The sequence below is a fragment of the Tsukamurella sp. 8F genome, assembly GCF_029167375.1.
Lineage (GTDB): Bacteria > Actinomycetota > Actinomycetes > Mycobacteriales > Mycobacteriaceae > Tsukamurella.
The window spans coordinates 261761-284522 of sequence record NZ_JARFTP010000002.1 but is presented as its reverse complement, the minus strand read 5'-3'; the positions used below and the strand labels follow the sequence as shown (position 1 = coordinate 284522).

The 22762-nt window shown below is 68.9% G+C and carries 16 protein-coding genes and 2 riboswitches; of the genes, 7 read left to right on the top strand and 9 right to left on the bottom strand.

The window, feature by feature from the left end; genetic code table 11:
• Positions 1 to 66: 66 nt before the first annotated feature.
• Positions 67 to 207: riboswitch (cobalamin riboswitch) on the bottom strand.
• Positions 194 to 520 carry a hypothetical protein gene (locus P0W64_RS02805; RefSeq protein ID WP_275478520.1) on the bottom strand — a complete coding sequence of 109 codons (327 nt, stop codon included), beginning with the start codon at positions 518 to 520 and terminating at the stop codon, positions 194 to 196. (Overlaps the previous riboswitch by 14 nt.)
• Before the next feature lie 89 nt (positions 521 to 609).
• Between P0W64_RS02805 and P0W64_RS02800 the strand changes: the two genes are divergently transcribed.
• Entirely contained in the window at positions 610 to 1194 is a 585-nt protein-coding gene (locus P0W64_RS02800) for a sigma-70 family RNA polymerase sigma factor (RefSeq protein WP_275478519.1), read from the top strand.
• Here the strand turns inward: P0W64_RS02800 and P0W64_RS02795 are convergent.
• Together P0W64_RS02795 and P0W64_RS02790 are read right to left on the bottom strand one after the other, a co-directional pair.
• Positions 1172 to 1756 (bottom strand): DUF5134 domain-containing protein, encoded by a 585-nt coding sequence (locus P0W64_RS02795; protein WP_275478518.1) that lies wholly within the window; start codon positions 1754 to 1756, stop codon positions 1172 to 1174. The genes P0W64_RS02800 and P0W64_RS02795 overlap by 23 nt on opposite strands.
• Complete coding sequence (locus tag P0W64_RS02790) at positions 1753 to 3105, bottom strand: PepSY-associated TM helix domain-containing protein (RefSeq protein WP_275478517.1); 1353 nt, start codon at positions 3103 to 3105, stop codon at positions 1753 to 1755. Before P0W64_RS02790 ends, P0W64_RS02795 begins: the two co-directional genes overlap by 4 nt.
• 202 nt (positions 3106 to 3307) lie before the next feature.
• Positions 3308 to 3496, top strand: a riboswitch (cobalamin riboswitch).
• Between the two features lie 133 nt (positions 3497 to 3629).
• Here P0W64_RS02790 and metE point away from each other — a divergent pair.
• Positions 3630 to 5930 (top strand): 5-methyltetrahydropteroyltriglutamate--homocysteine S-methyltransferase, encoded by a 2301-nt coding sequence (metE, locus tag P0W64_RS02785; protein ID WP_275478516.1) that lies wholly within the window; start codon positions 3630 to 3632, stop codon positions 5928 to 5930.
• A 136-nt stretch (positions 5931 to 6066) separates the two neighbouring features.
• Positions 6067 to 6783, top strand: a complete 717-nt coding sequence (locus P0W64_RS02780; RefSeq protein WP_275478515.1) for a siderophore-interacting protein — start codon at positions 6067 to 6069, stop codon at positions 6781 to 6783.
• A 23-nt stretch (positions 6784 to 6806) separates the two neighbouring features.
• Here P0W64_RS02780 and P0W64_RS02775 read toward each other — a convergent pair whose 3' ends face one another.
• From P0W64_RS02775 to prpD, 4 genes are read right to left on the bottom strand one after another with little or no spacing between them, the layout of a single operon-like run.
• Entirely contained in the window at positions 6807 to 10190 is a 3384-nt protein-coding gene (locus P0W64_RS02775; RefSeq protein WP_275478514.1) for a pyruvate carboxylase, read from the bottom strand.
• Positions 10191 to 10193: 3 nt separating this feature from the next.
• Positions 10194 to 11306, bottom strand: coding sequence for a bifunctional 2-methylcitrate synthase/citrate synthase (locus P0W64_RS02770; protein WP_275478513.1), 1113 nt, complete (start codon positions 11304 to 11306; stop codon positions 10194 to 10196).
• 2 nt (positions 11307 to 11308) lie between these two features.
• Entirely contained in the window at positions 11309 to 12235 is a 927-nt protein-coding gene (prpB, locus tag P0W64_RS02765; RefSeq protein WP_275478512.1) for a methylisocitrate lyase, read from the bottom strand.
• Positions 12232 to 13737, bottom strand: a complete 1506-nt coding sequence (prpD, locus tag P0W64_RS02760; RefSeq protein WP_275478511.1) for a 2-methylcitrate dehydratase PrpD — start codon at positions 13735 to 13737, stop codon at positions 12232 to 12234. Before prpD ends, prpB begins: the two co-directional genes overlap by 4 nt.
• Positions 13738 to 13887: 150 nt before the next feature.
• On the opposite strand from prpD, the gene P0W64_RS02755 reads away from it, so the two are divergent.
• Positions 13888 to 15306, top strand: a complete 1419-nt coding sequence (locus tag P0W64_RS02755; protein ID WP_275478510.1) for a short-chain fatty acyl-CoA regulator family protein — start codon at positions 13888 to 13890, stop codon at positions 15304 to 15306.
• Between the two features lie 130 nt (positions 15307 to 15436).
• Here the strand turns inward: P0W64_RS02755 and nrdH are convergent, their stop codons facing one another.
• Both nrdH and uvrA read right to left on the bottom strand, forming a co-directional pair.
• Positions 15437 to 15670 (bottom strand): glutaredoxin-like protein NrdH, encoded by a 234-nt coding sequence (gene nrdH, locus P0W64_RS02750; RefSeq protein WP_275478509.1) that lies wholly within the window; start codon positions 15668 to 15670, stop codon positions 15437 to 15439.
• A gap of 96 nt (positions 15671 to 15766) precedes the next feature.
• Positions 15767 to 18619, bottom strand: coding sequence for an excinuclease ABC subunit UvrA (gene uvrA / locus P0W64_RS02745; protein ID WP_275478508.1), 2853 nt, complete (start codon positions 18617 to 18619; stop codon positions 15767 to 15769).
• Positions 18620 to 18758: 139 nt separating this feature from the next.
• On the opposite strand from uvrA, the gene P0W64_RS02740 reads away from it, so the two are divergent.
• From P0W64_RS02740 to P0W64_RS02730, 3 genes are read left to right on the top strand one after another with little or no spacing between them, the layout of a single operon-like run.
• Complete coding sequence (locus P0W64_RS02740; protein ID WP_275478507.1) at positions 18759 to 19436, top strand: MBL fold metallo-hydrolase; 678 nt, start codon at positions 18759 to 18761, stop codon at positions 19434 to 19436.
• 51 nt (positions 19437 to 19487) lie between these two features.
• Positions 19488 to 20333, top strand: a complete 846-nt coding sequence (fdhD, locus tag P0W64_RS02735; RefSeq protein WP_275478506.1) for a formate dehydrogenase accessory sulfurtransferase FdhD — start codon at positions 19488 to 19490, stop codon at positions 20331 to 20333.
• On the top strand, positions 20330 to 22669 hold the full coding sequence (locus P0W64_RS02730) for an FdhF/YdeP family oxidoreductase (RefSeq protein ID WP_275478505.1): 2340 nt from the start codon (positions 20330 to 20332) through the stop codon (positions 22667 to 22669). Before fdhD ends, P0W64_RS02730 begins: the two co-directional genes overlap by 4 nt.
• Positions 22670 to 22762: the final 93 nt, after the last annotated feature.

The window sequence follows — 22762 nt, the reverse complement described above, 5'->3', positions numbered from 1 at the left end:
CGCCGAGCAGCGCGCGCCGTCCGAACACGGCAGATCCCATCGTGGTCATCCGTCTCCCATCGCGACGTCACGTAAAGTCCGCGCGGCAGTATCTGGCTGTGGCCCGAGAGCCTCACAGTTGCGGGGCAGCGCCGGATTCGCACCGGTCTTCCTTACACGCGCGCGGATGCCAGCCTAGATAAGGCGCGCCACGTCAGGCTTCGCCGGGCGCGGCCCGGCCCGTTCGGCACACACACAGGTCGCCGCAGTGGCAGACCGGATCGCAGCCGCATTCCGCGCCGCACCCGCACACCGTGCGGGTGTCGATGAGTTCGAGAACGCGTCCGGCCAGACCCGCGGGTTCGGGGTCCGGCGCCGCTGGGCGCACGCGCAGGCCGCGGGTGACACGTGCGGCTCCGTCGTACCAGGACCGGCAGGCCGGGCAGTCGGCGAGGTGCGCCTGTAGGTCCGGCGCCAGGTGCCCGGCATCGTCGAGAGACGCCGACAGCTGCTCACGCAGCAGCGCGCAGTCGACGCCCATGTCAGCTCCCTCGTCGCATCGGTACCAGGCCGTAAGTCTACGAGAGCCATACCCCGTGCTGGTATGGACGGATTCCGGGCCCTGCTGGAATGACCTTCGTGAACCGGAGCTACGACCGTGACGACGAGGTCACCGCCCTCGCCTTGGAGGCGGGCCGCGGCGACTCGCGCGCGCTCACCGCCTTCATCGAGGCGACGCAGCGAGACGTCCTACGCCTGGTCGCATACCTGGGTTCGCCGCAGGACGCCGACGACCTCGCGCAGGAGACGTACGTGCGCGCGATCGGGGCCCTCCACCGGTTCGAGGGTCGATCGCCGGCGCGCATGTGGCTGCTGGCGATCGCGCGGCGCACGGTCGTCGACTCCGTCCGCCGCGCGCAGGCGAGACCGCGTGCGGCGACCGGCGGAGCCCTTGCTGCGCACCATGACTCGTCGGGCTCCGTAGACGATGTCGCCGCCCGCGTCGAGCTGTGGGACATGGTCGACCGGCTGGCCCCCGAGCGCCGGGAGGCGCTCCTGCTCACGCAGGTTCTGGGCTTCGGCTACGCCGAGACGGCCGAGATCACGGGCTGCCCGGTGGGCACGATCCGGTCACGCGTGGCCCGTGCCCGCGCTGACCTGCTCGCCGCGCAGCGCCCAGCCGCGCGACCGGCTATCGATAGGACAGGAACATGACCGCCATGCCGGCGGCCATCAGGGCCTGCATCGCGCCGGTCAGCCTGCGAGCCGGGGCGTCCTCCGACCGCCGGTAGGCGTAGGCGACCCAGGCCCCGGCCACTGCCAGGTACACCAGCCCGAGCATGAGGTCGAGGGTGCCCGCCCACGCCGCAGGCGCCATGGACATCCCCCCGCCGCCCATATCCATACCCGGCATCGAGTGGTCCGCATGCCCCGCGGACATCGTGGTCGGCACCAGCGCCGGGTCCATGACGGCGTACATCCACACCATCGTCGCCATCATCGCGGCGTGATAGGCGTTCTCGGCACGGTGGGCCGGTCGCACGAGCAGGACGAGGAAGACGGCGGTGGCGGCGGCGAACACAGCCATCCCCGCGGCGGTGGGGACCGCGACGTCGCGCAGCATGGCGATCATCGCCAATGACATCACCACGTGCAGGGCCGCGGTCAGACGCCCGGCCACCGTCGTCGTCCGCGCCGCACCGCGGGCGAGCCAGAACACGCCGGTGGCCGCGAACGCGACGACGGCCGCCCATGACAGGAGTGGGTCGGCGATCATGCGCCCGCCCGCCGTCGTGACAGCGCGCCCGCCGCGACGTCGCCGAGCACGAACATCCCCAGCGTCGCGCCGAACAGCGGCGCGAACCATCCCACGAGCGCCAGCGCCGCGATCGCGGCGACCGCCTCGCCCGGTCGCAGGCCAGCGAGCGCGCCACGCGGAGGCGCCGCCCTGGTGGGCCGCCGCCTCCACCACATGAGGTAGCCCCGCACCACCACGGTGATGAGCCCGAGCGCGAGTGCCGCGAGCGCGACCTGGTTGGCCACACCGAACAGCAGTCCCATATGAGCGTCGATCGCCCAGCGGGTGAGCTTGGCCGTGAGCGGCCAGTCGCGGAACCGGACCTCGTCGACGACGGTGCCCGTCCTCGGGTCCACCGCGACGGCGTCGCCCCGGGTCGGGAAGTCGCGCTTACGCTCGGCGACCTGCCACGCCTCCCCCGGCGCGGACGGCGGCGTCATCCACATGGGCGCCCGGAGCCCGGCGGCCTCGGCGCTGTGCAGCGCGGTGTCGGCACCCGCGGCCCCATCGAACGCCCCTGTGCCGGCCGACGTCGTACGGGTGGACACCGACGGCGTGGTCCACGTCAGTGCTGCGCGCAGCGCAGACACGTGGTCGCCTGCGAAACGGGACCATGTCAAACCGGTGACGGACAACCCGAGGAGGCCGACGGCGACGCAGATGCCGACGGCCCCGTGCCAGTTCATGGCGCGCCGCCGCGAACCGCGTCGACCACGAAGGTCCGGCACGACGAGTCCACGGGCACCACGCCGCGCGCGCCGGACGTGCGCCACCCATAGTGCGACGCCGCCCAGCGCGGCTACCCACAGCCAGCTCGCGGCCGTCTCGCTGTAGAACCTTCCGACCGTCCCGAGATGGAGGGTGCGGTGCAACTCGTCGAACCAGGACCGGATCGGCATCCACTGTCCGTAGGTCGTGAGCGTTCCCTGCACGTGCGCGGTGTACGGGTTCACGAAAACGGTGCGGGTGTACCCGTCTGCGAGCCCCGGCACGTCGAACGCGATCTGCGTGGTCTCACTCGGCACCGTCGGGGGCTTCACGGAGCTGATCGGCGTGTCCGGGTAGACCTGCCGCGCGGCGGCGATCTGGTCCGAGAGGCTGGCGCGGGCCGGCGCGGTGGCGTCGACCGTGAGCTCATGGCGGAACGCGATCGCGTCGAGTTGCGGCGTGAGGGTGTACAGCAGGCCCGTCAACGCGGCCATCAGGATGAACGGGCCTGCCAGCATGCCACCGTAGAAGTGCAGCCGCATGAGCACCGGGCGCCATCTGTCCCACGCCCCGCGTTCGGCCGCACCGGCCGATTCCCGCCTCGTCGCAACGTCCGTCACACCGGCTCCTCACTCCTGATCCGCGGCCGGGCCTGACCGCGGGTCTGCAATACCGGTCGCGGCAGGGAGGCCGGAAGTTCCCGGCGAGATGCACATCACAGGGCGCGCCGACGGCACCGCGCACGGGGCGAGCGCACGGGGCGCGGCCGGGCGACGTTACGATGGCGCCGCAGCTGGTCTGCCTCGACCCCGCGGGTCGAGGTGGCGTAGCGCCTGGGCGAGTCCCGGGCGCGAAGAGGGAACCCGGTGGGAATCCGGGACTGTCCCGCAGCGGTGAGCAGGAACGAAAGTCGCATCGACGCACTGGGCGAACAGTCTGGGAAGCAGCGACGAGTAGACGTTAGCGTTGAGCCTGCGAGTCCGAATACCTGCCCGCTGTACCGGACGCGCCGCGTTCGGTGGTGTGCCGCCCCGTGGACTGGGCGCGACCGCAGCCTTCCCGGGCTACCCGTCGGGTAGCGGGAGGCGCGTGCGTGCCCACGGGCGGACCGCCTGCAGACACGCACGAAAGGACCGGTCGCACAGTGACCGACAACCGATTCACCACTACAGTCCTGGGCGTTCCCAGGATCGGCCCGAACCGAGAACTCAAGCGAGCGATCGAGGGCTATTGGACGGGCGACGTCGACCGCGCACGGCTCGAGGCCGTGGCTGCGGAACTCCGCCACGATCAGCGGGCCGCGCTCGTCGCCGCCGGGCTCGACTCGGTGCCCACCAATACCTTCAGCTACTACGACCAGATGCTCGACGCGGCCGTCCTCCTCGGCGCACTGCCCCCGCGCGTGGCAGCCATCGACGACCCGCTCGACCGATACTTCGCCGCGGCCCGCGGCACGGCGGACGTGACGCCGCTCGAGATGACGAAGTGGTTCGACACGAACTACCACTATCTCGTCCCCGAGATCTCAGCGGAGACGAGATTCTCGCTCGACCCCGGGAAGGTTCTCGCCGATCTCGACGAGGCTCTCGCGCAGGGCGTGCCGGCGCGTCCCGTCGTCATGGGCCCGCTGACCTTCCTGGCTCTCTCCAAGGCGACTAGCGCCGAAGGCGGCTCCGACGATCCCGCGGGCGACCTGGTCTCGCGGGTCGACGAGCTCCTGCCGCTGTACCGCGACCTGCTCGGGCAGATCGCGGCCAAGGGCGCGCAGTGGGTACAGCTCGACGAGCCGATCCTCGTGACCGAGGCGGGCCTGGGGCTGGCGGACACCGCCGCCCGCGTCTACGGCGACCTCGCCGACGCCACCGACCGCCCGTCGATCCTCGTCGCCACCTACTTCGGCGACCCGGGCCCCGGCCTGGCCGCGCTGGCCGGCACGGGCGTCGAGGCGATCGCCGTGGACCTCGTGACCGCGCCGGGCACCGTCGACTCGGTGGCCGGCGTGCCCGCCCTGCGCGAGAAGCTGCTCGTCGCCGGCGTCGTCGACGGCCGCAACGTGTGGCGTACCGACCTCGACCGTGCTCTCGCGACGCTCGGCACCGTCCTCGGGTCGGCAGGCGCCGTGGCGGTATCCACCTCGTGCTCGCTGCTGCACGTTCCGTACTCGGTAGCCGCCGAACCCGAGGCCGCGCGCGGCGACGTGTGGACCTGGCTCGCATTCGCGGACGAGAAGGTCGCAGAGGTCGTCACACTCTCTCGCGCCCTGACCGACGGGCGCGAGTCGGTGGCCGACGAGTTCGCCGCCTCAGAAGCGATCGTCGCCGCACGGGCATCCGACCCGCGCCTCCGCGACGCTGCGTTACGCGCACGCCTCGAGGCGCTCACCACCCGCGGCACGGGCCGTGCTCCCGCTGCGGAACGCGCCGCCGCACAGGCCGCCCGCCTGGGGCTGCCGACGCTACCCACCACCACGATCGGCTCGTACCCGCAGACCACGGCCATCCGTGTCGCACGCGCCGACCTGCGAGCCGGCCGGATCGACGAGGCCGAGTACACCCGCCGGATGCAGGCCGAGATCGAGTCGGTCGTGCGCTTGCAGGAGGAGCTCGGCCTGGACGTGCTGGTCCACGGCGAGCCCGAACGCAACGACATGGTGCAGTATTTCGCCGACCAGCTCGACGGCTTCCTCTCCACGCAGAACGGCTGGGTGCAGTCGTACGGCACCCGTTGTGTGCGCCCGCCGATCCTGTACGGCGACGTGAATCGTACGGCGCCCATGACGACGTCGTGGATCACGTACGCACAGTCGCTCACCGCGCGGCCCGTGAAAGGCATGCTCACGGGTCCGGTCACGATCCTGGCGTGGTCCTTCGTCCGCGACGACCAGCCGCTGGCCGACTCCGCGGCTCAGGTGGCCCTCGCGATCCGCGACGAGACGGTAGACCTGCAGGCGGCGGGCGTGACGATCATCCAGGTCGACGAGCCGGCGCTGCGCGAGCTGCTGCCCTTGCGCGCAGCGGACCGTCCGGCGTATCTCGACTGGGCCACCGGCTCGTTCCGTCTGTCCACGTCTGGCGTCGCCGACTCGACGCAGATTCACACGCACCTGTGCTATTCGGAGTTCGGCGACGTGATCGGTGCGATCGCGGACCTCGACGCCGACGTCACGTCGATCGAGGCCGCGCGCTCCAAGATGGAGGTCCTCGCCGACCTGAACGAGGCGGGCTTCGCGAACCAGGTCGGGCCGGGCGTCTACGACATCCACTCCCCGCGCGTCCCAGGGCAGGGAGAGATCGAGGAGTCACTCCGCGCAGCACTGGAAGCCGTTCCAGCGCAGCGTCTCTGGGTGAACCCCGACTGTGGACTGAAGACCCGCGGCAACGCCGAGGTCACCGAGTCCCTGCGTAACCTCGTCGCGGCGGCGCGAGCCGTGCGCGCCGGGCTGTAGCACCGCGCCCGACGAGGAGGGTCGCCCCCGAGGAGTCTCGGGGCGGCCCTCCTCGCAGCCGCACCGGGCCATGGCCCGCGCCCCGGCGAGGCGCGACCGGACCTGCGGAGGCCATCCAGAGCCTGTATAGTTAGGTATGCCTAACATCACATCGAGACTGGCCGACATCGTCGGCGAGGTCGTGCTGACCTCCTCGACGGTCACCGCCGTGGACCGGCTGACCCCGAATTTCGCGCTGGTCGACCTGGCCTGCCCGTCATTCCGCAAGGCCCGTTGGACACCCGGCGCCAAACTGCAATTGCGAACGAGCCGCGGCCTGCAGATGCGGACCTACACACCGATCCGGTGGGACACAGACCTGGGCGAGACGACACTGCTCGGCTGGACCCGGGAGCACGGTCCGGGCGCGCAGTGGTTCGTCGGCGCGGCCGTCGGCGACGAGTGCGACGTCTTCGGTCCCCGCCGTTCCATCGACCTGACGGAGGCCGCGGGCGAGGTCGTGTTCATCGGCGATGAGGCCAGCATCGGCCTCGCCTGCGCCCTGCACACGCTCGGGTCGTCGGTCCGGTATGTGCTCGAGGGCGTGGACACCGCGGAGGTGACCGAGGTGTTCGCCGCTTCCGGACTACCGAGCGATCGATGCACCGTCGTTCCCGCGGGCCCGGACCGCGCGCAGTTGCTCGCTCACGCGCGCGAGGCCGCCGATGTGGCGAGCGGCGATTTCGATGTCGTCGTCACCGGGAACGCGGCGACCGTGCACGCCGTCCGGCGCGACGCGCGGGGGTGGAGACGCCAGCCCCGCAAGGTGATCGGCAAGGCGTACTGGGCCGAGGGGCGCACCGGGCTCGACTGATCCGGCCCGGCGCGCAGTCGCCTTCACTCCAAGACCAGGAGCAGGTCGCCTCCCTCGACCTGCCGCGGGCCCGCCACCACGACGCGTCCGACGGTTCCTCCGACCGGGCTGGTGATCGCAGCCTCCATCTTCATGGCCTCGATCGTCGCGACCGTGTCCCCGGCCGCAACCTCATCCCCCTCCGCGGCGATGACGGTGACCGTGCCCGCGAACGGTGCGGGCACGTGCCCCGGCACCGAGCGATCCGCCTTCTCCGCGACGGCGGTCTCGACGCCCACCGACAGATCCCGCACCGACACCGGCCGCAGCTGGCCATTGAGCACGCACATGACCGTGCGGTAGCCACGCTCGTCCGGTTCGGACACGGCCTCCAGGCCGATGAGCAGCTCGACGCCCTTGTCCAGGCGTACCCGGTGCTCCTCGCCCTGGCGCAGCCCGTACAGGAATTGGTTGGCGGACAGTCTCGACGTGTCGCCGTACCGCTCCCGATGCTCTTCGAACTCACGCGACGGTCCGGGGAAGAGCAAGCGGCTCAACGTCTCCCGACGCTCCGCAGCGGTGCCCTCCAGCAGTGCCGCATCGGCGTCGGACACCGGAACCTCGGGCTCGGCCGCGCCGCGCCCATCGAGGACACGGGTGCGGAACGGCTCCGGCCATCCACCCGCCGGGGTACCGAGTTCCCCGCGCATGAAGCCCACCACCGAATCGGGTACGTCGAACCGTGCGGGGTCGGCCGCGAACTCGTCCGTCGACACACCTGCCCCCACCAGTGCAAGGGCTAGATCCCCCACGACCTTCGACGACGGCGTGACCTTGATGAGCCGGCCCAGCAGCCTATCCGCTCCGGCGTACGCGGCCTCCACGTGCTCGAATCGATCGCCGAGGCCCAGCGCGATCGCCTGCTGCCGCAGGTTCGACAGCTGCCCGCCGGGGATCTCGTGCTCATAGACCCGGCCGGTCGGGCCGGGTAGTCCCGACTCGAACGGCGCGTACACCGCGCGCAGCGCCTCCCAATAGGGCTCCAGATCGCATACCGCGCGCAGATCGAGACCGGTGTCCCGCTCGGTGTGAGCGGTCGCGGCGACGATCGACGACAGGGACGGCTGACTCGTGGTACCCGCCATCGGCGCGGAGGCACCATCGACCGCGTCCGCGCCCGCCTGCCACGCCGCGAGGTAGGTCGCCAGCTGACCCCCCGGTGTGTCGTGCGTGTGCACGTGCACGGGCAGGTCGAACTCCCTGCGCAGGGCCGTCACCAGGGTGTGCGCCGCGGCGGGCCGGAGCAGGCCTGCCATGTCCTTGATCGCGAGGACGTGTGCGCCGGCGTCGACGATCCGCTCGGCCAGCGCCAGATAGTAGTCGAGCGTATAGAGGTCCTCGCCCGGGTCCGCCAGGTCGCCCGTATAGCTCAGAGCGACCTCCGCGATCGTCGTGCCCGTCTCGCGGACCGCGTCGATCGCGGGGCGCATCTGCTCGACATCGTTGAGCGCATCGAAGATCCGGAAGATGTCGACCCCGGTCGCCGCGGCCTCCGCGACGAACGCCCGCGTCACCTTCTCTGGGTATGGGGTGTATCCAACGGTGTTGCGCCCGCGCAGCAGCATCTGCAGGCAGATGTTCGGCATCGCTTCGCGCAGCTGCGCCAGCCGCTCCCACGGATCCTCCTTGAGGAACCGCAGCGCCACATCGTAGGTCGCGCCGCCCCAGCACTCCACCGACAACAGCTCGGGCATGGTGCGCGCGATGTAGGGCGCGACGGCGACCAGACCGGACGTCCGCACGCGCGTCGCGAGCAACGACTGGTGCGCGTCGCGAAACGTGGTGTCCGTGACACCCAGAGCCGCCTGCTCGCGCAGTGCGCGGGCGAAGCCCTCCGGTCCCGACTCGACGAGCCGCTGCCTGGACCCGTTCGGCGGGGCCACGCTCAGGTCGACCTCGGGGAGCTTGTCTCGCGGATACACCTTCGAGCGGCGCTCCCCGTGCGGCTTGTTCACCGTGACATCGGCCAGATAGTCGAGGATGCGGGTCGCGCGGTCCGCGGAGCGCCGGGCGGTCAGGAGTCCGGGCCGTTCCTCGATGAACGATGTCGTGATCGCGCCGGCGCAGAAGTCCGGGTCGTCCAGAACCGCCTGCAGGAACGGGATATTGGTTGCGACGCCGCGTATGCGGAACTCGGCCACGGCGCGTCGGGCCCGTGCCACGGCCGTTTCGAAGTTCCGGCCCCGGCACGTCAGTTTCACCAGCATCGAGTCGAAGTGTGCGCCGATCTCCGCTCCCACGCTCGTGCCGCCGTCGAGCCGCACGCCCGCGCCGCCCGGTGTGCGATACGCGGTCACGCGGCCCACGTCGGGCCGGAAGCCGTTGGCGGGATCCTCGGTCGTGATCCGGCACTGCAGGGCCGCCCCGTGTATCTCGATCGTGTCCTGACGCAGACCGATCTCGACGAGCGTCTCGCCGGCGGCCACCCGCAGCTGGGCCTGCACGAGGTCGACGTCGGTGATCTCCTCGGTGACGGTGTGCTCCACCTGGATCCGGGGGTTCATCTCGATGAACACGTGTCGACCCTCGGGGTCGACCAGGAATTCGACCGTACCGGCACACGTGTAGCCGATATGGCGTGCGAACGCCACCGCGTCGGCGCAGATACGTTGCCGCAGTGCGGGATCGAGATTCGGCGCGGGCGCCAGCTCGATGACCTTCTGGTGCCGCCGCTGCAGCGAACAGTCGCGTTCGTAGAGGTGCACAACGTCGCCCGAGCCGTCGGCGAGGATCTGCACCTCGATGTGGCGCGGGTTCACGACCGCCTGCTCGAGGAACACCGTCGGGTCACCGAATGCGGCGTCCGCCTCACGCGATGCCGCCTCGACGGCCTCACGCAGACCGCTCGGCTCGGCCACCCGGCGCATCCCGCGTCCGCCACCGCCCGCAACGGCCTTGACGAATACCGGAAAAGGCATGGACTCCGAGGCTGCCAGCAACTCTTCTACATCTGCCGACGGCGCCGACGACCCCAGGACGGGCAGCCCCGCATCCTTCGCCGCCGCTACGGCCCGGGCCTTGTTGCCAGTCAGTTCGAGCACGTCGGCCGACGGCCCGACGAAGGTCAGTCCGGCGTGGGCGCAGGCCCTCGCGAGTTCCGGGTTCTCCGAAAGGAAGCCATAACCCGGGTAGACGGCGTCGGCGCCCGCCAGACGGGCGCACCTGACGATCTCATCGACCGACAGGTACGCCCGTACCGGATGCCCCTCCTCCCCGATCTGGTAGCTCTCGTCCGCCTTCGCCCGGTGTACCGCGTTCCGATCCTCACGAGGGAAGACGGCGACGGTGCCGGCACCGAGTTCGTAGGCGGCGCGGAACGCACGGATGGCGATCTCGCCGCGGTTTGCGACGAGCACCTTGTGGAACATCGTTTACGCCACCACCGTCCGCTGCGGGACGCCCACGTACTCGCTCAGCGGGCGGATCAATGCATTGGCCTCTCCCTGCTCGATGATGTGCGCGGTCCAGCCGGTGATCCGGCTCAGCACGAAGATGGGCGTGAACATCTCGATGTCGAAGCCCAGCAGGTAGTACGCCGGCCCGGTCGGGAAGTCGAGGTTGGGCTTGATGCCGGTAGCCTCGTCCATGACCCGCTCGAGCGTGTCGTAGATCTCGACCCACTTCTGTCCGCCCGTGCGAGCGGCGACGTCGATGAACGCCTGCTTCATGGTGGGGACGCGCGAGTCGCCGTTCTTGTAGACGCGATGCCCGAACCCCATGACCTTCTCCTTGCGGGACAGCTTGTCCCGCATCCAGGCCTCGGCGCGCGCTGGGTCGCCGATCTCGAGCATGTCGTGCATGACGGCCTCGTTCGCGCCGCCGTGCAGCGGGCCCTTGAGCGCGCCGATCGCCGCCGTGACAGCGCTGTAGACGTCCGACAGGGTCGAGGTCACGACCCGCGCCGCGAACGTGGACGCGTTGAAACTGTGCTCCGCATAAAGGATCAGCGACACCTCGAACGCCTTCACCAACTCGGGCTCGGGGACCTCGCCGAAGCACATGTTGAGGAAGTTCGCAGCGAAGCCGAGGTGGCTGTGCGGCGCGATCGGCGCGAGCCCCTTGCGCCGACGGTGGTCCGCGGCGACGACGGTCGGCAGCACCGCTAGCATGCGGAGCCCCTTCTCGCGCAGCGCCTTCGGATCGTGCGCCCACTCCTCGGGATCCTCGGCCCCCAGCCAGCTGATAGCGGTGCGGACCACGTCCATCGGGTGGCACGTGTCCGGCATCTTCTCCACGAGCGACAGCAACGAACGGTCTGCACGTCGGCTCGCGCGCTCCTGTTGCATGAATCGCTCGAGCTGGATGTCGCTGGGCAGCTCGCCGTTCCACAGCAGATAGGCGACCTCCTCGAAGGTGCAATGAGCGGCGAGGTCCTGGACGGCGTAGCCGCGATAGGTCAGGGAGTTGGTCTCCGGGACCACCTTGGACACGGCGGTCGTGTCCACGACGACCCCGGCGAGGCCCTTGTAGATGGGTGCAGTCATGTTCACTGGCTCCTCGACAGCGTGAAATTGAATATGCCGGAATCGAATTCGTTGTACCGCTCGTATTCCAGCAACTCGTACAGGCGGCTGCGATGCTGCATCCGATCGAGCAGCGACGCCTGCGTGCCGGTGGCCGCGATCTCGCGCAGCCCGGCCTCGGCCGCGAACATCGCGAGCCGCAACGTGGTGACCGGGTAGATGACGGCGTTGTACCCGATCGACTCGAGCGTGCCCGCATCGATCAGCTCCGACTTGCCGAACTCGGTCATGTTCGCGAGCAGCGGTACCTCGACCGCGGCGCGGAACCTCTCGAAGTCCGCCGGTGTGTACAAGGCCTCGGTGAAGATGAGATCCGCCCCCGCGGCGGCATATTCACGCGCCCGATCGATGGCGGCATCGATGCCCTCGATCCCCGCGGCATCGGTACGCGCACAGATGACGAGGTCGGCGTCACGCCGGGCGGCGACCGCCGCGCCGAGCCGGCGGACCATCTCGTCGACCGGCACGACGGCCTTGCCGTCGAGATGCCCGCACCGCTTGGGGTTGACCTGGTCCTCGAGATGCAGGCCCGCGAGGCCGGCGTCCTCGAGCACCGTTACGGTACGCGCCGCGCTCATCGGCTCGCCGAACCCGGTATCCGCGTCCACCAGCGTCGGTAGGTCCGAGACCCGCGCGATCTGCTGGGCCCGGGTGGCGACCTCGGTGAGCGTGGTGAGCCCGATGTCGGGCAGCGCCAGGTCGGCGGAGACCACCGCACCGGACACGTACACGCCCTCGAACCCGATCTCCTGGATCAGCTTGGCGGTCAACGGATTGAACGCGCCGGGCATCCGGACGATGCTGCCGGACGAGAGCGCCGAGCGCAGCGCCTTGCGCTTGTCGTTCGCCGACGCCTGCGCGGCCATCAGGCCCTGTCCCGGGGCTGTCATGCGAACAACCCCGGGGCGAGCTGCGGTGCGCGGGCGAGCACGTCGGCGTCGACGGTGAACGTGAGCCGGTCCAGCTCCCCCGCCTTCAGCTCCGGGGTGCGTTGCGCGGCGTCGAGGAAGCGGTCCTGCTCGGCGGGGGCTACGACGCCCTCGGTCAGGGTGCGGAACTTCTCGATGTAGTCGGGGCGTGCGAACGGGCGGCCGCCCAGCGGGTGCGCGTCCGCGACGGCGAGCTCGTCGACGATGACTTCGCCGGATTTGAGGGTGACCTCGGCGCGTGCACCGAATGCCTTCTCGTTCGGATCCGTCGAGTGGTAGCGGCGGGTCCACTCCGGATCCTCGGCCGTGGAGATCTTCTTCCACAGCTCGACGGTCTCGGGGCGCTGCGCGCGCTCAGGAGCGTAGGACCGCTCGTGGTGCCAGGTGCCGTCCTGCAGGGCGACCGCGAAGATGTACATGACCGAGTGGTCGAGCGTCTCGCGCGAAGCATGCGGATCGAACTTCTGCGGATCGTTCGAGCCCGTGCCGATCACGTAGTGCGTGTGGTGGCTGGTGTGCAGCACGATCGAGGCGATCTGGTCGAGGTCGCCGATCCGCTCGCGCATGCGGCGCGCGAGATCGATGGGCGCCTGGCTCTGATACTCGGCCGAGTGCTCCTTGGTGTAGGAGTCGAGGATCGCGCGCTTGCCCTCGCCTACGCCGGGCAGTGGCACCTGGTACTCGGCCTCGGGGCCGCCCAGCATCCACGCGATGAAGCCGTCCTCGCCCTCCCAGATCGGCGACGGGGCGCCCTCACCGCGCATCGCTCGGTCGACGGCCTCGACGGCCATCTTCCCCGCGAAGGCCGGCGCGTACGCCTTCCAGCTGGAGATCTCGCCCTTACGGGACTGGCGGGTAGCCGTGGTCGTGTGCAGTGCCTGGCCGATGGCCTGATAGATCGTCTCCGTAGGCAGCTTCAACAGCGTCCCGATGCCGGCGGCCGCGGACGGGCCGAGGTGGGCGACGTGATCGATCTTGTGCTCGTGCAGGCAGATCGCGCGGACCAGGTCGATCTGGATCTCGTAACCGGTGGCGAGGCCACGGATCAGATCGGTGCCGTTCGCATCGGTGTGCTGCGCCACCGCGAGGATCGGCGGGATGTTATCGCCGGGGTGGCTGTACTCCGCCGCGAGGAAGGTGTCGTGGAAGTCGAGCTCGCGCACCGCGGTGCCGTTGGCCCATGCCGCCCATTCGGGCGAGAAGCGGCCGGCGACGCCGAACACGGTGGAGCCCGGCACATACGGGTGCGCCTGCGCCTGGGCCCGCGCGTTGGACACCGGCCGGCGGGTCAGCGATGCCGCCGCGACCGACGCGTTGTCGATGATCCGGTTGATCACCATCTCCGCTGTATCGGCCGGAACCTCGACCGGGTCGGCGGCGACCTCGGCGACCTTCCACGCAAGGTGCTGCTCGCGGGGGAAGGCCGCGGCCGAGGGGTGAGTGCGCACGGAGTGGTTCTGCAACGTCGTATCTCCTGTCAGCGGTTTGCCTGTTGCTACACAAGCTATGCACGACACAGGCGATGCGAAATACGTTGCAGATGCGTATACCGGCGGAACCCTGGTCCCGGTTTTGCGAAAGTTGCAAAAGCGGGCGGTTGTACGATCGCGTGCGTGGAACGGATGTATGTGGGCGCGCGGATCCGGCGGCTACGCATCGAGCGCGGCCTCACGCAGACCGCGCTCGCCCGCATGCTCGATCTGTCCGTCAGCTACGTCAACCAGCTGGAGAACGACCAGCGTCCGCTGTCCGTCGCGGTACTGCTCAAGTTCGGTTCGGCGTTCGACCTCGAGCCGACGTACTTCTCGGCCGACTCCGACGCGCGCCTGGTGGCAGACCTGCATGAGGCCCTCGCGGACGCCGGCGAGGGCGCCGTCGCGGAGGAGCTCGACGACCTGGTAGCCCGGTCGCCGTCGGTTGCGAAAGCCGTCGTCGCGCTGCACCGCCGCCTGCGCACGGCGACCGACCAGGCCGACCGCCTGTCCGCGGATCTGAGTCCGCATGCCGAGTCGCAGTCGACGGCGTACGAGGACGTGCGCGACTTCTTCTACGACAGGCGTAACCACATCCCCGAACTCGACGCCGCCGCCGAGGACCTGTTCGAGACGAGCGACCTCGCACTCGGTGGCCTCGACCTGCAGCTCGCACGGCTGGCTCGCGATCAATACGGGGTGACGGTACGAATCCGCGGCGGCACGGCGGATACCGGCGGTCCCAAGCGCGAATTCGACCGTACTGCAGGTGTTCTCACTCTGGCCCGACGGTTGGACCACGGGCAGCGCGCCTTCCAGATCGCAACACAGATCGCGTTCCTCACCCAGTCCGACACCATGGACCGCATCATCGCCGCCGCACCGGATCTCCCCGAGCGCTCCCGAGCCCTGGCACGCGTCGGGCTCGCCAACTACTTCGCGGGCGCGCTGGTGCTCCCCTACGAACGCTTCCTGCGCGCCGCCGAGGAACTCTCCTACGACATCGATCTGCTGGGTGCCCGGTTCGAAGTGGGCTTCGAGACCGTGTGTCACCGGCTCTCGACGCTACAGCGGCCGGGACGACGCGGGATCCCGTTCTTCCTGGTCCGTATCGATCGTGCCGGAAATATCTCGAAACGCCAGTCCGCCACGGCCTTCCACTTCTCGCGCGTGGGGGGCAGTTGCCCGTTGTGGGTGGTGCACGACGCGTTCACGTCGCCCGGACGCATCCGAACGCAGGTCGCCCAGATGCCGGACGGCCGCGGATATCTGTGGGTCGCGCGTACCACCGACGAGCGCTCCCCCGACGGATTCCTCGGCCAGGGGCGGACTTTCGCAATCGGGCTGGGGTGCGACCTCGCGCACGCGGGGCGCCTCGTGTACTCGCGTGGCCTCGCCCTCGACGAGCCGCAGTCCTTCGTCCCCATCGGCGCGGGCTGCAAGGTGTGCCCCCGCCCATCGTGCGGGCAGCGCGCGTTCCCGCAGATCGGCCCGCCCGTCGTAGTCGACGAGGACCGCGCCGAATCCGTGCCGTACACCATGGCGGACGTCTGCACCTGAGCACGCCGGGATGGGTGCCCCGCACGGGAGCGGGCGGACCCGAACGCCGACAGACAGACGGAGCCCCGGACACCTTCCCACTGAGTGTCCGGGGCTCCGTCGTGTCACCCGGCACGCCGGGTGGAGCCTGTCAGGCGGCGACCATCGCCTTGATGCGGTCCGGCCGGAAGCCCGACCAGTGCGCCCCGTCGTCCGCGACGACCACGGGCGCCTGCAGGTGACCGAGCGCGAGCACGTAGTCCCGCGCCTCGTCGTCCTGGGAGATGTCGACGACGGTGTACGCGATACCGGCCTTGTCGAGGGCACGGTAGGTCGCCGTGCACTGCACACACGCGGGCTTTGAGTAGACGGTCACCTCGTTCATGCCTCAACACTACATCTTGTGTCACACGCGTGCAATTATCACAAGATGTGGAACTGGATGCACATCTTGTCCACAACTCCATCCCCAACCGAAACGCTAGAGCACCTCGGAGAGGAACTTTCCTGTGTATGACTCGGGGACCTCCGCGATGTGCTCCGGCGTGCCGCTCGCGACGACCGTGCCGCCGCCCGATCCGCCCTCGGGCCCCATGTCGACGACCCAGTCCGCCGTCTTGATGACGTCGAGATTGTGCTCGATGACGATCACCGTGTTGCCCTTGTCGACCAGCCCGTTCACCACCAGCAGCAGCTTGCGGATGTCCTCGAAGTGCAGGCCCGTGGTCGGCTCGTCGAGTATGTAGACCGTCTTGCCCGCCGACCGCTTCTGCAACTCGGCCGCGAGCTTGACGCGCTGCGCCTCTCCGCCGGACAGGGTGGGGGCGGGCTGGCCGAGCCGGACGTAGCCGAGGCCGACGTCGACAAGGGTCTTGAGGTAACGGTGGATGGACGTGACCGGCTCGAAGAACTCGGCGGCCTCCTCGATCGGCATGTCCAGAACCTCGGCGATGGTCTTGCCCTTGTAGTGCACTTCCAACGTCTCCCGGTTGTACCGGGCGCCGTGGCAGACCTCGCAGGGCACGTACACGTCGGGCAGGAAGTTCATCTCGATCTTGATCGTGCCGTCACCCGCGCACGCCTCGCAGCGGCCGCCCTTCACGTTGAACGAGAACCGACCCGGCTGGTAACCGCGGACCTTGGCCTCCGTCGTAGACGCGAACAGGGTGCGGATCTTGTCGAACACGCCCGTATACGTGGCGGGGTTGGAGCGCGGCGTGCGGCCGATCGGCGACTGGTCGACCTGCACGAGCTTGTCCAGGTGGTCGAGGCCACCCACGCGGCTGTGCCGTCCCGGAACCTGCCGGGCGCCGTTGAGCTTGTTCGCCAGAACGGTCGCAAGGATGTCGTTGACGAGCGTCGACTTGCCCGAGCCTGACACCCCGGTGACGGCAGTGACGACGCCGAGCGGGAACTCGACGTCGATGCCCTTGAGGTTGTGTTCGCGCGCACCGACGACCTTCAGCTGACGCTTGCGGTCGATCGGCCGTCGGATCTCGGGCACCTCGAGGTGCCTCCGGCCCGACAGGTAAGCGCCGGTGAGCGACTCCTTGTTCTTCAGCAGTTGCTTGTAGGTGCCGCTGTGCACGACCCGTCCGCCGTGCTCCCCCGCCATGGGACCGATGTCGATGATCCAGTCGGCCGTGCGGATCGTGTCCTCGTCGTGTTCGACCACGATGAGTGTGTTGCCGAGATCGCGCAACCGGGTGAGGGTCTCGATGAGGCGCCGGTTGTCCCGCTGATGCAGGCCGATCGACGGCTCGTCGAGCACGTAGAGAACACCCGCGAGGCCCGAGCCGATCTGTGTGGCCAATCGGATGCGCTGCGCCTCACCACCGGACAGGGAGCCTGCCGCGCGGTCGAGCGACAGGTATTCGAGGCCCACGTCCAGCAGGAACGTGATGCGGGCCTGCACCTCCTTGAGCACGCGCCCGGCGATCGCCGCCTCGCGCGCGCCGAGGGCCAGATCCGACAGATAGTCGGCGCACTCCGCGACCGACAGTGACGAGACGTCCGCGATGGACTTCTCCCCGAACCGTGGATGGTCGAGCGTCACGGACAGGATCTCCGGGCGCAGACGCGCCCCTCGACACGCGGGGCATGGCACGTCCCGCATGTAGCCCTCGTACCGTTCCTTCATCTGCTCCGACTCCGTCTGGCTCATACGGCGCTGGAGGAACGGCATCACGCCCTCGAACTCCGCGTAGTACGAGCGCGTACGGCCGTAGCGGTTGCGGTACTTGACGTGCACCTGATGCTCCGAGCCCTCGAGCACCGCGCGCCGCACCTTGGCGGGCAGCTTCCCCCACGGGGTGTCGAGGTCGAACCCCATCGCGTCCGCCAGACCGGAGAGCAGGCGCAGGAAGTACTCGGCGGTCTGTCCTCCGGCCCAGGGGGCGATCGCGCCTTCGGCGAGCGACGCCATGGGGTCCGGCACGACGAGGTCCGGGTCGACCTCCTTGTGCACGCCGAGCCCGTCGCACGCGGGGCACGCGCCGTACGGCGAGTTGAAGGAGAACGAACGGGGCTCGAGATCATCGACGGCGATCGGGTGCCCGTTGGGGCAGGCCATCCTCTCCGAGAAGCGGCGCTCGCGCTCGGCGTCGTCCTCCTCACGGTCCACGAAGTCGAGGACGACGATGCCGTCGGCGAGCCGCAGCGCGGTCTCGATCGAGTCGGTGAGGCGCTGCTTCGAACTCGGCTTCACCGCCAGGCGGTCGACCACCACCTCTATGTCGTGCTTCTCCTGCTTCTTCAGTTTGGGTGGATCCGCCAACTGGTGGACCACACCGTCGATCCGCGCGCGGGCGTAGCCCGAACTCTGCAGCTGCGAGAACAGATCGACGAACTCGCCCTTGCGGGTGCGGACCACCGGAGCGAGCACCTGGAAGCGGGTGCCCGCCTCCATCTCCAGCACCTGATCCACGATCTGCTGCGGCGTCTGCTTCGCGATCGCCGCGCCGCATTGCGGGCAGTGCGGCTTGCCCGCGCGGGCATACAGCAGGCGGAGATAGTCGTATACCTCGGTGATGGTTCCGACAGTGGATCGCGGGTTCCGGTTGGTCGACTTCTGGTCGATCGACACCGCGGGCGAGAGCCCCTCGATGAAATCGACGTCCGGCTTGTCCATCTGGCCGAGGAACTGGCGCGCATACGCCGACAGCGATTCGACATACCGGCGCTGCCCCTCCGCGAAGATCGTGTCGAAGGCGAGGCTCGACTTGCCTGAGCCGGACAGACCCGTGAAGACGACCAGGCTGTCACGGGGCAGGTCGATGTCGACACCACGCAGATTGTGCTCGCGGGCGCCCCGGACGATCAGGCGATCGGCCACGTCACGGTCCTTTCCGGGTTGTTCGGTTGTCGGCTCTGAAGGCTGTTGCGACGAACATGTGTTCCCCGCAGGCCCATGTTAGTGACGACCACCGACAAGTTTCGAACCGGCGGTCGGCACGGCCGGTAGCGTGTGACACGTGAGCACGCCCGTGACGATCTCCGACCAGTACACCGGCGCCGTCGAGCCCGGCGGCGACGCAGCACGCCGCCGCGTTCCCGGCGCCACCATCGTCAAGGTCTCCGTAGGGCCGATGGACAACAACGTCTACGTCGTGTCCGACGATTCCGGCCGCACCCTGCTGATCGATGCCGCGAACGAACCGGAGCGGATCCTCGACGTCGCGCGGCAGGTCGGCGGCATCGAGGCCATCGTGACCACCCACCGGCATCCCGACCACTGGTTCGCACTAGCCGACGTGCGCGAGGCTCTGGACGTGCCGTCCATCGCGGGTGTCAACGACGTCGAGGGTATCGAGGCACCGGTCGACCGCACTCTCGCCGACGGGGAGCGGCTCGTCGTCGGCGAGCTGAACCTCGACGTCATCGAGCTGATCGGCCACACCCCCGGTTCCGTCGCCCTCGCGCTTACCGACGACGACGGGACGGTCCACCTGTTCAGCGGCGACTGCCTCTTCCCTGGCGGAGTCGGAAAGACCGGCGACGCAGACGCTTTCACCTCCCTACTCGACGGCGTCGAGGAGAAGGTGTTCGACCGCTACGGCGACGACACCGTCGTCTACCCCGGGCACGGGAAGGACACGACCCTCGGCACGGAGCGACCACACCTCGAGGAGTGGCGAACACGGGGGTGGTGACAGCGCCTCGGGAGGCGGTACACCTGCTGTCCCGGGTGTAATTTGGCAGTCATGGGTCGGATCACGGTGCGTCGCCCGGTGGCCAAGCTCACGGTGGGCGAGGAACCGAGGCGCCGTATCGACACGCTCGCTGTGGAGGAGCCGCTCGAGATCCGGGTCGCTGGCGCGCCGCTCACGATCACCATGCGCACGCCCGGGCACGACGTCGAGCTCGCCGCCGGATTCCTTGTCTCGGAGGGTGTCGTCGGTGCCCCCGCCGATTTCCACTCGGCCGTCTATTGTGGCGACCCGGCAGCGAGCAGGGGCGTCGCCACGTACAACGTCCTCGACGTCGGGCTCGCGGCCGGTGCACGATCGTTGGCGGCCGGCGCGACGCGCAACTTCTATACGACCAGTTCGTGCGGCATGTGCGGTAAGGCCAGTATCGAGGCGGTGCGCACCGTCTCACGGTTCGACCTCCGTGACGATCCCGTCACCGTCGACGTGGCGCAGCTGACGACGTTCCCCGATCGACTTCGCGAGCAGCAGGCGGTATTCGAGAAGACCGGTGGCCTGCACGCGGCTGCCCTGTTCGACGCGACCAGCGGCGACCTGCTTGTCCTGCGGGAGGACGTGGGCCGGCACAACGCCGTCGACAAGGTGATCGGCTGGGCACTCCTGAATGATCGCCTTCCACTACGTGGCGTCGTTCTCCAGGTGTCGGGTCGTACCAGCTTCGAGCTGGTCCAGAAGGCGGTGATGGCCGGAATCCCCGTACTCTCGGCCGTCTCGGCGCCGTCGTCGCTTGCGACCGAACTCGCCGACGAGGCGGGCCTGACCCTTTTCGGCTTCGTCCGCGGCAATCACCTGAACGTCTACAGCCAGCCCCAACGAGTGCGACAGGAAGTCCGAACATGACGACGCACCACCACCGCCACAACGTCGCCGACGTCCCCGGACTGATGCCCGACACTCCCCGCCAGGGCGGCTTCGGTCCGGTCACGGATCGTGCGTGGTCCAGCACGCCGTATCACCACGCCGCCGCGTCATGGGGCGCGGCGAAGTCGGTGGGCACCATCTTGATGAGACAACGCGAACTGCTCCGAGGCACGCACTCGATGTTCGTCATGAACCATCCCACCGGTTACGACTGCCCCGGATGTGCGTGGCCGGACGACAAGAGACTCACGCTCGACTTCTGCGAGAACGGCGTCAAACACGTCACGTGGGAGATGACGCCCAAACGCGTCGAACGCGAGTTCTTCGAGCAACACACCCTGACCGCACTCGCCGAATGGACCGATTTCGACCTCGAGAACGAGGGCCGTCTGACCGAACCCATGGTGTACGACGAGGTCGGCGATCGGTACGTCCCGATCGGTTGGGACGATGCGTTCGCGTTGGTGGGCGACACCCTCCGGGGCCTCGCGAGTCCCGACGAAGCCGCGTTCTACACGTCCGGACGGCTGAGCAACGAGGCCACCTTCCTCTACCAGCTTCTGGCTCGCGAATACGGCACGAACAACCTGCCGGATTGTTCGAACATGTGCCACGAGGCTTCGGGCCGGGCGCTGCAGGCGTCGATCGGCACCGGTAAGGGCACATGCGATCTGGCCGATTGGGAGGAGGCCGACCTGTTGATCGTGATGGGCGTCAACGCCGCGTCGAACGCGCCGCGGATGCTGACCGCCCTCGCCGATGCGACGCGCCGAGGCGCCCAGGTGGTGCACATCAACCCACTCGTCGAGGCCGGCGCCACCAAGACCATCGTGCCGCACGAAATGGTCGATATGGCCCTGTTCAAAGCTACGTCGGTGTCGGACATGAACGTTCAGGTACGCCCGGGCGGCGACCTCGCCCTGATGCGGGGCATGGCCAAGGTCGTGTTCGAGGCAGCCGAGAACGATCCGACGGTGCTCGATCGTGGGTTCCTCGACGACTTCACGGCGGACTTCGAGGCGTATCGCGATCTGGTGGCCGCCACCGATTGGGCGGATATCACGGCGCAGGCGGGCCTGACGGAGCCGGAGATCCGCCGAGTCGGCGACATCTACCTCAACGCCGAGCGCGCGATCATCTCGTGGTGCCTGGGCGTGACGCAGCACGAACACGGCGTCGACACCGTCCGTGAGATCACCAACCTGCTGATGCTCCGCGGCAACATCGGCCGTCCGGGCGCCGGCCCCTCGCCGGTACGCGGGCACAGCAATGTGCAGGGCAACCGCACGTGCGGTATCGACCATCGCCCGCCTGCGTGGCTCGACGCGATGGATTCGGTGTGCGGCATCGTCTCCCCACGCACTCACGGCCTCGACACGGTCCACACGGTGCAGGCCATGCATGACGGTCGGGTGAAGGTGTTCGTGGGAATGGGCGGAAACTTCGTCCTCGCCGCCCCCGATACCTCCTATACCGCTGCCGGCCTACGCAATACCGAGCTCACCGTGCAGGTGAGCACCAAACTCAACCGCAGCCACCTGGTGCACGGACGCAAAGCCCTGATCCTGCCCTGCCTCGGTCGTACCGAGAAGGACGAACAGGTGGCCGGTCTGCAGGGCGTCACGGTCGAGGACGCGATGAGCATGGTGCACATCTCCCACGGGAAGCGTCGCCCGGCCTCGCCCGACCTGAGGTCCGAGCCCGCGATCATCGCCGGCATCGCCGAGGCGGCGCTGCCCGACTCCACGACCCCGTGGAAGTGGTACGTGGACGACTACGATCGCATCCGTGACGTGATGGCACGAGTGCTGCCCGGTTTCGAGGGATTCAACGACCTGATCCGCCACCCCGGCGGCTTCCGTATCCCCCAGCCCGCACGCCGACGTGTGTTCCGAACCCCGACTGGTCGGGCACAATTCTCACTCGCCCCGATGCCCGATGTGATCCCCGACGAGAACGACGTGCTGGTCCTGCAGACCATGCGCTCACACGACCAGTGGAACACCACGATCTACTCGGCCGACGACCGGTACCGCGGCATCAAGAACCTGCGTGAGCTGGTCTTCATGAACGCGGCCGATATGGACTCCCGCGGCTTCGTCGAAGGCGAGTTCGTGGACATCACCGCCACCTCACGCGACGGCTCGGAGCGCACACTTCGCCGGTTCCGGGCGCTGCGATACGACCTGCCCCCTGGCAGCGCCGCCGGGTACATGCCGGAGATGAATGCCCTCGTCGGTATCGCCGATTACAGCACGCAGTCGGACCAGCCTCTGATGAAGAACCTGCGGGTGCGGGTGGCCAAGTCGTCCTGATCGACAGTCTCGAATATGGTGGGAACGCCCGAGAGTGGTATCGACTGCTGGATCGGCGTCGGCTGTGCCGAGCGCCGTCCCCCTCCCGCCGGG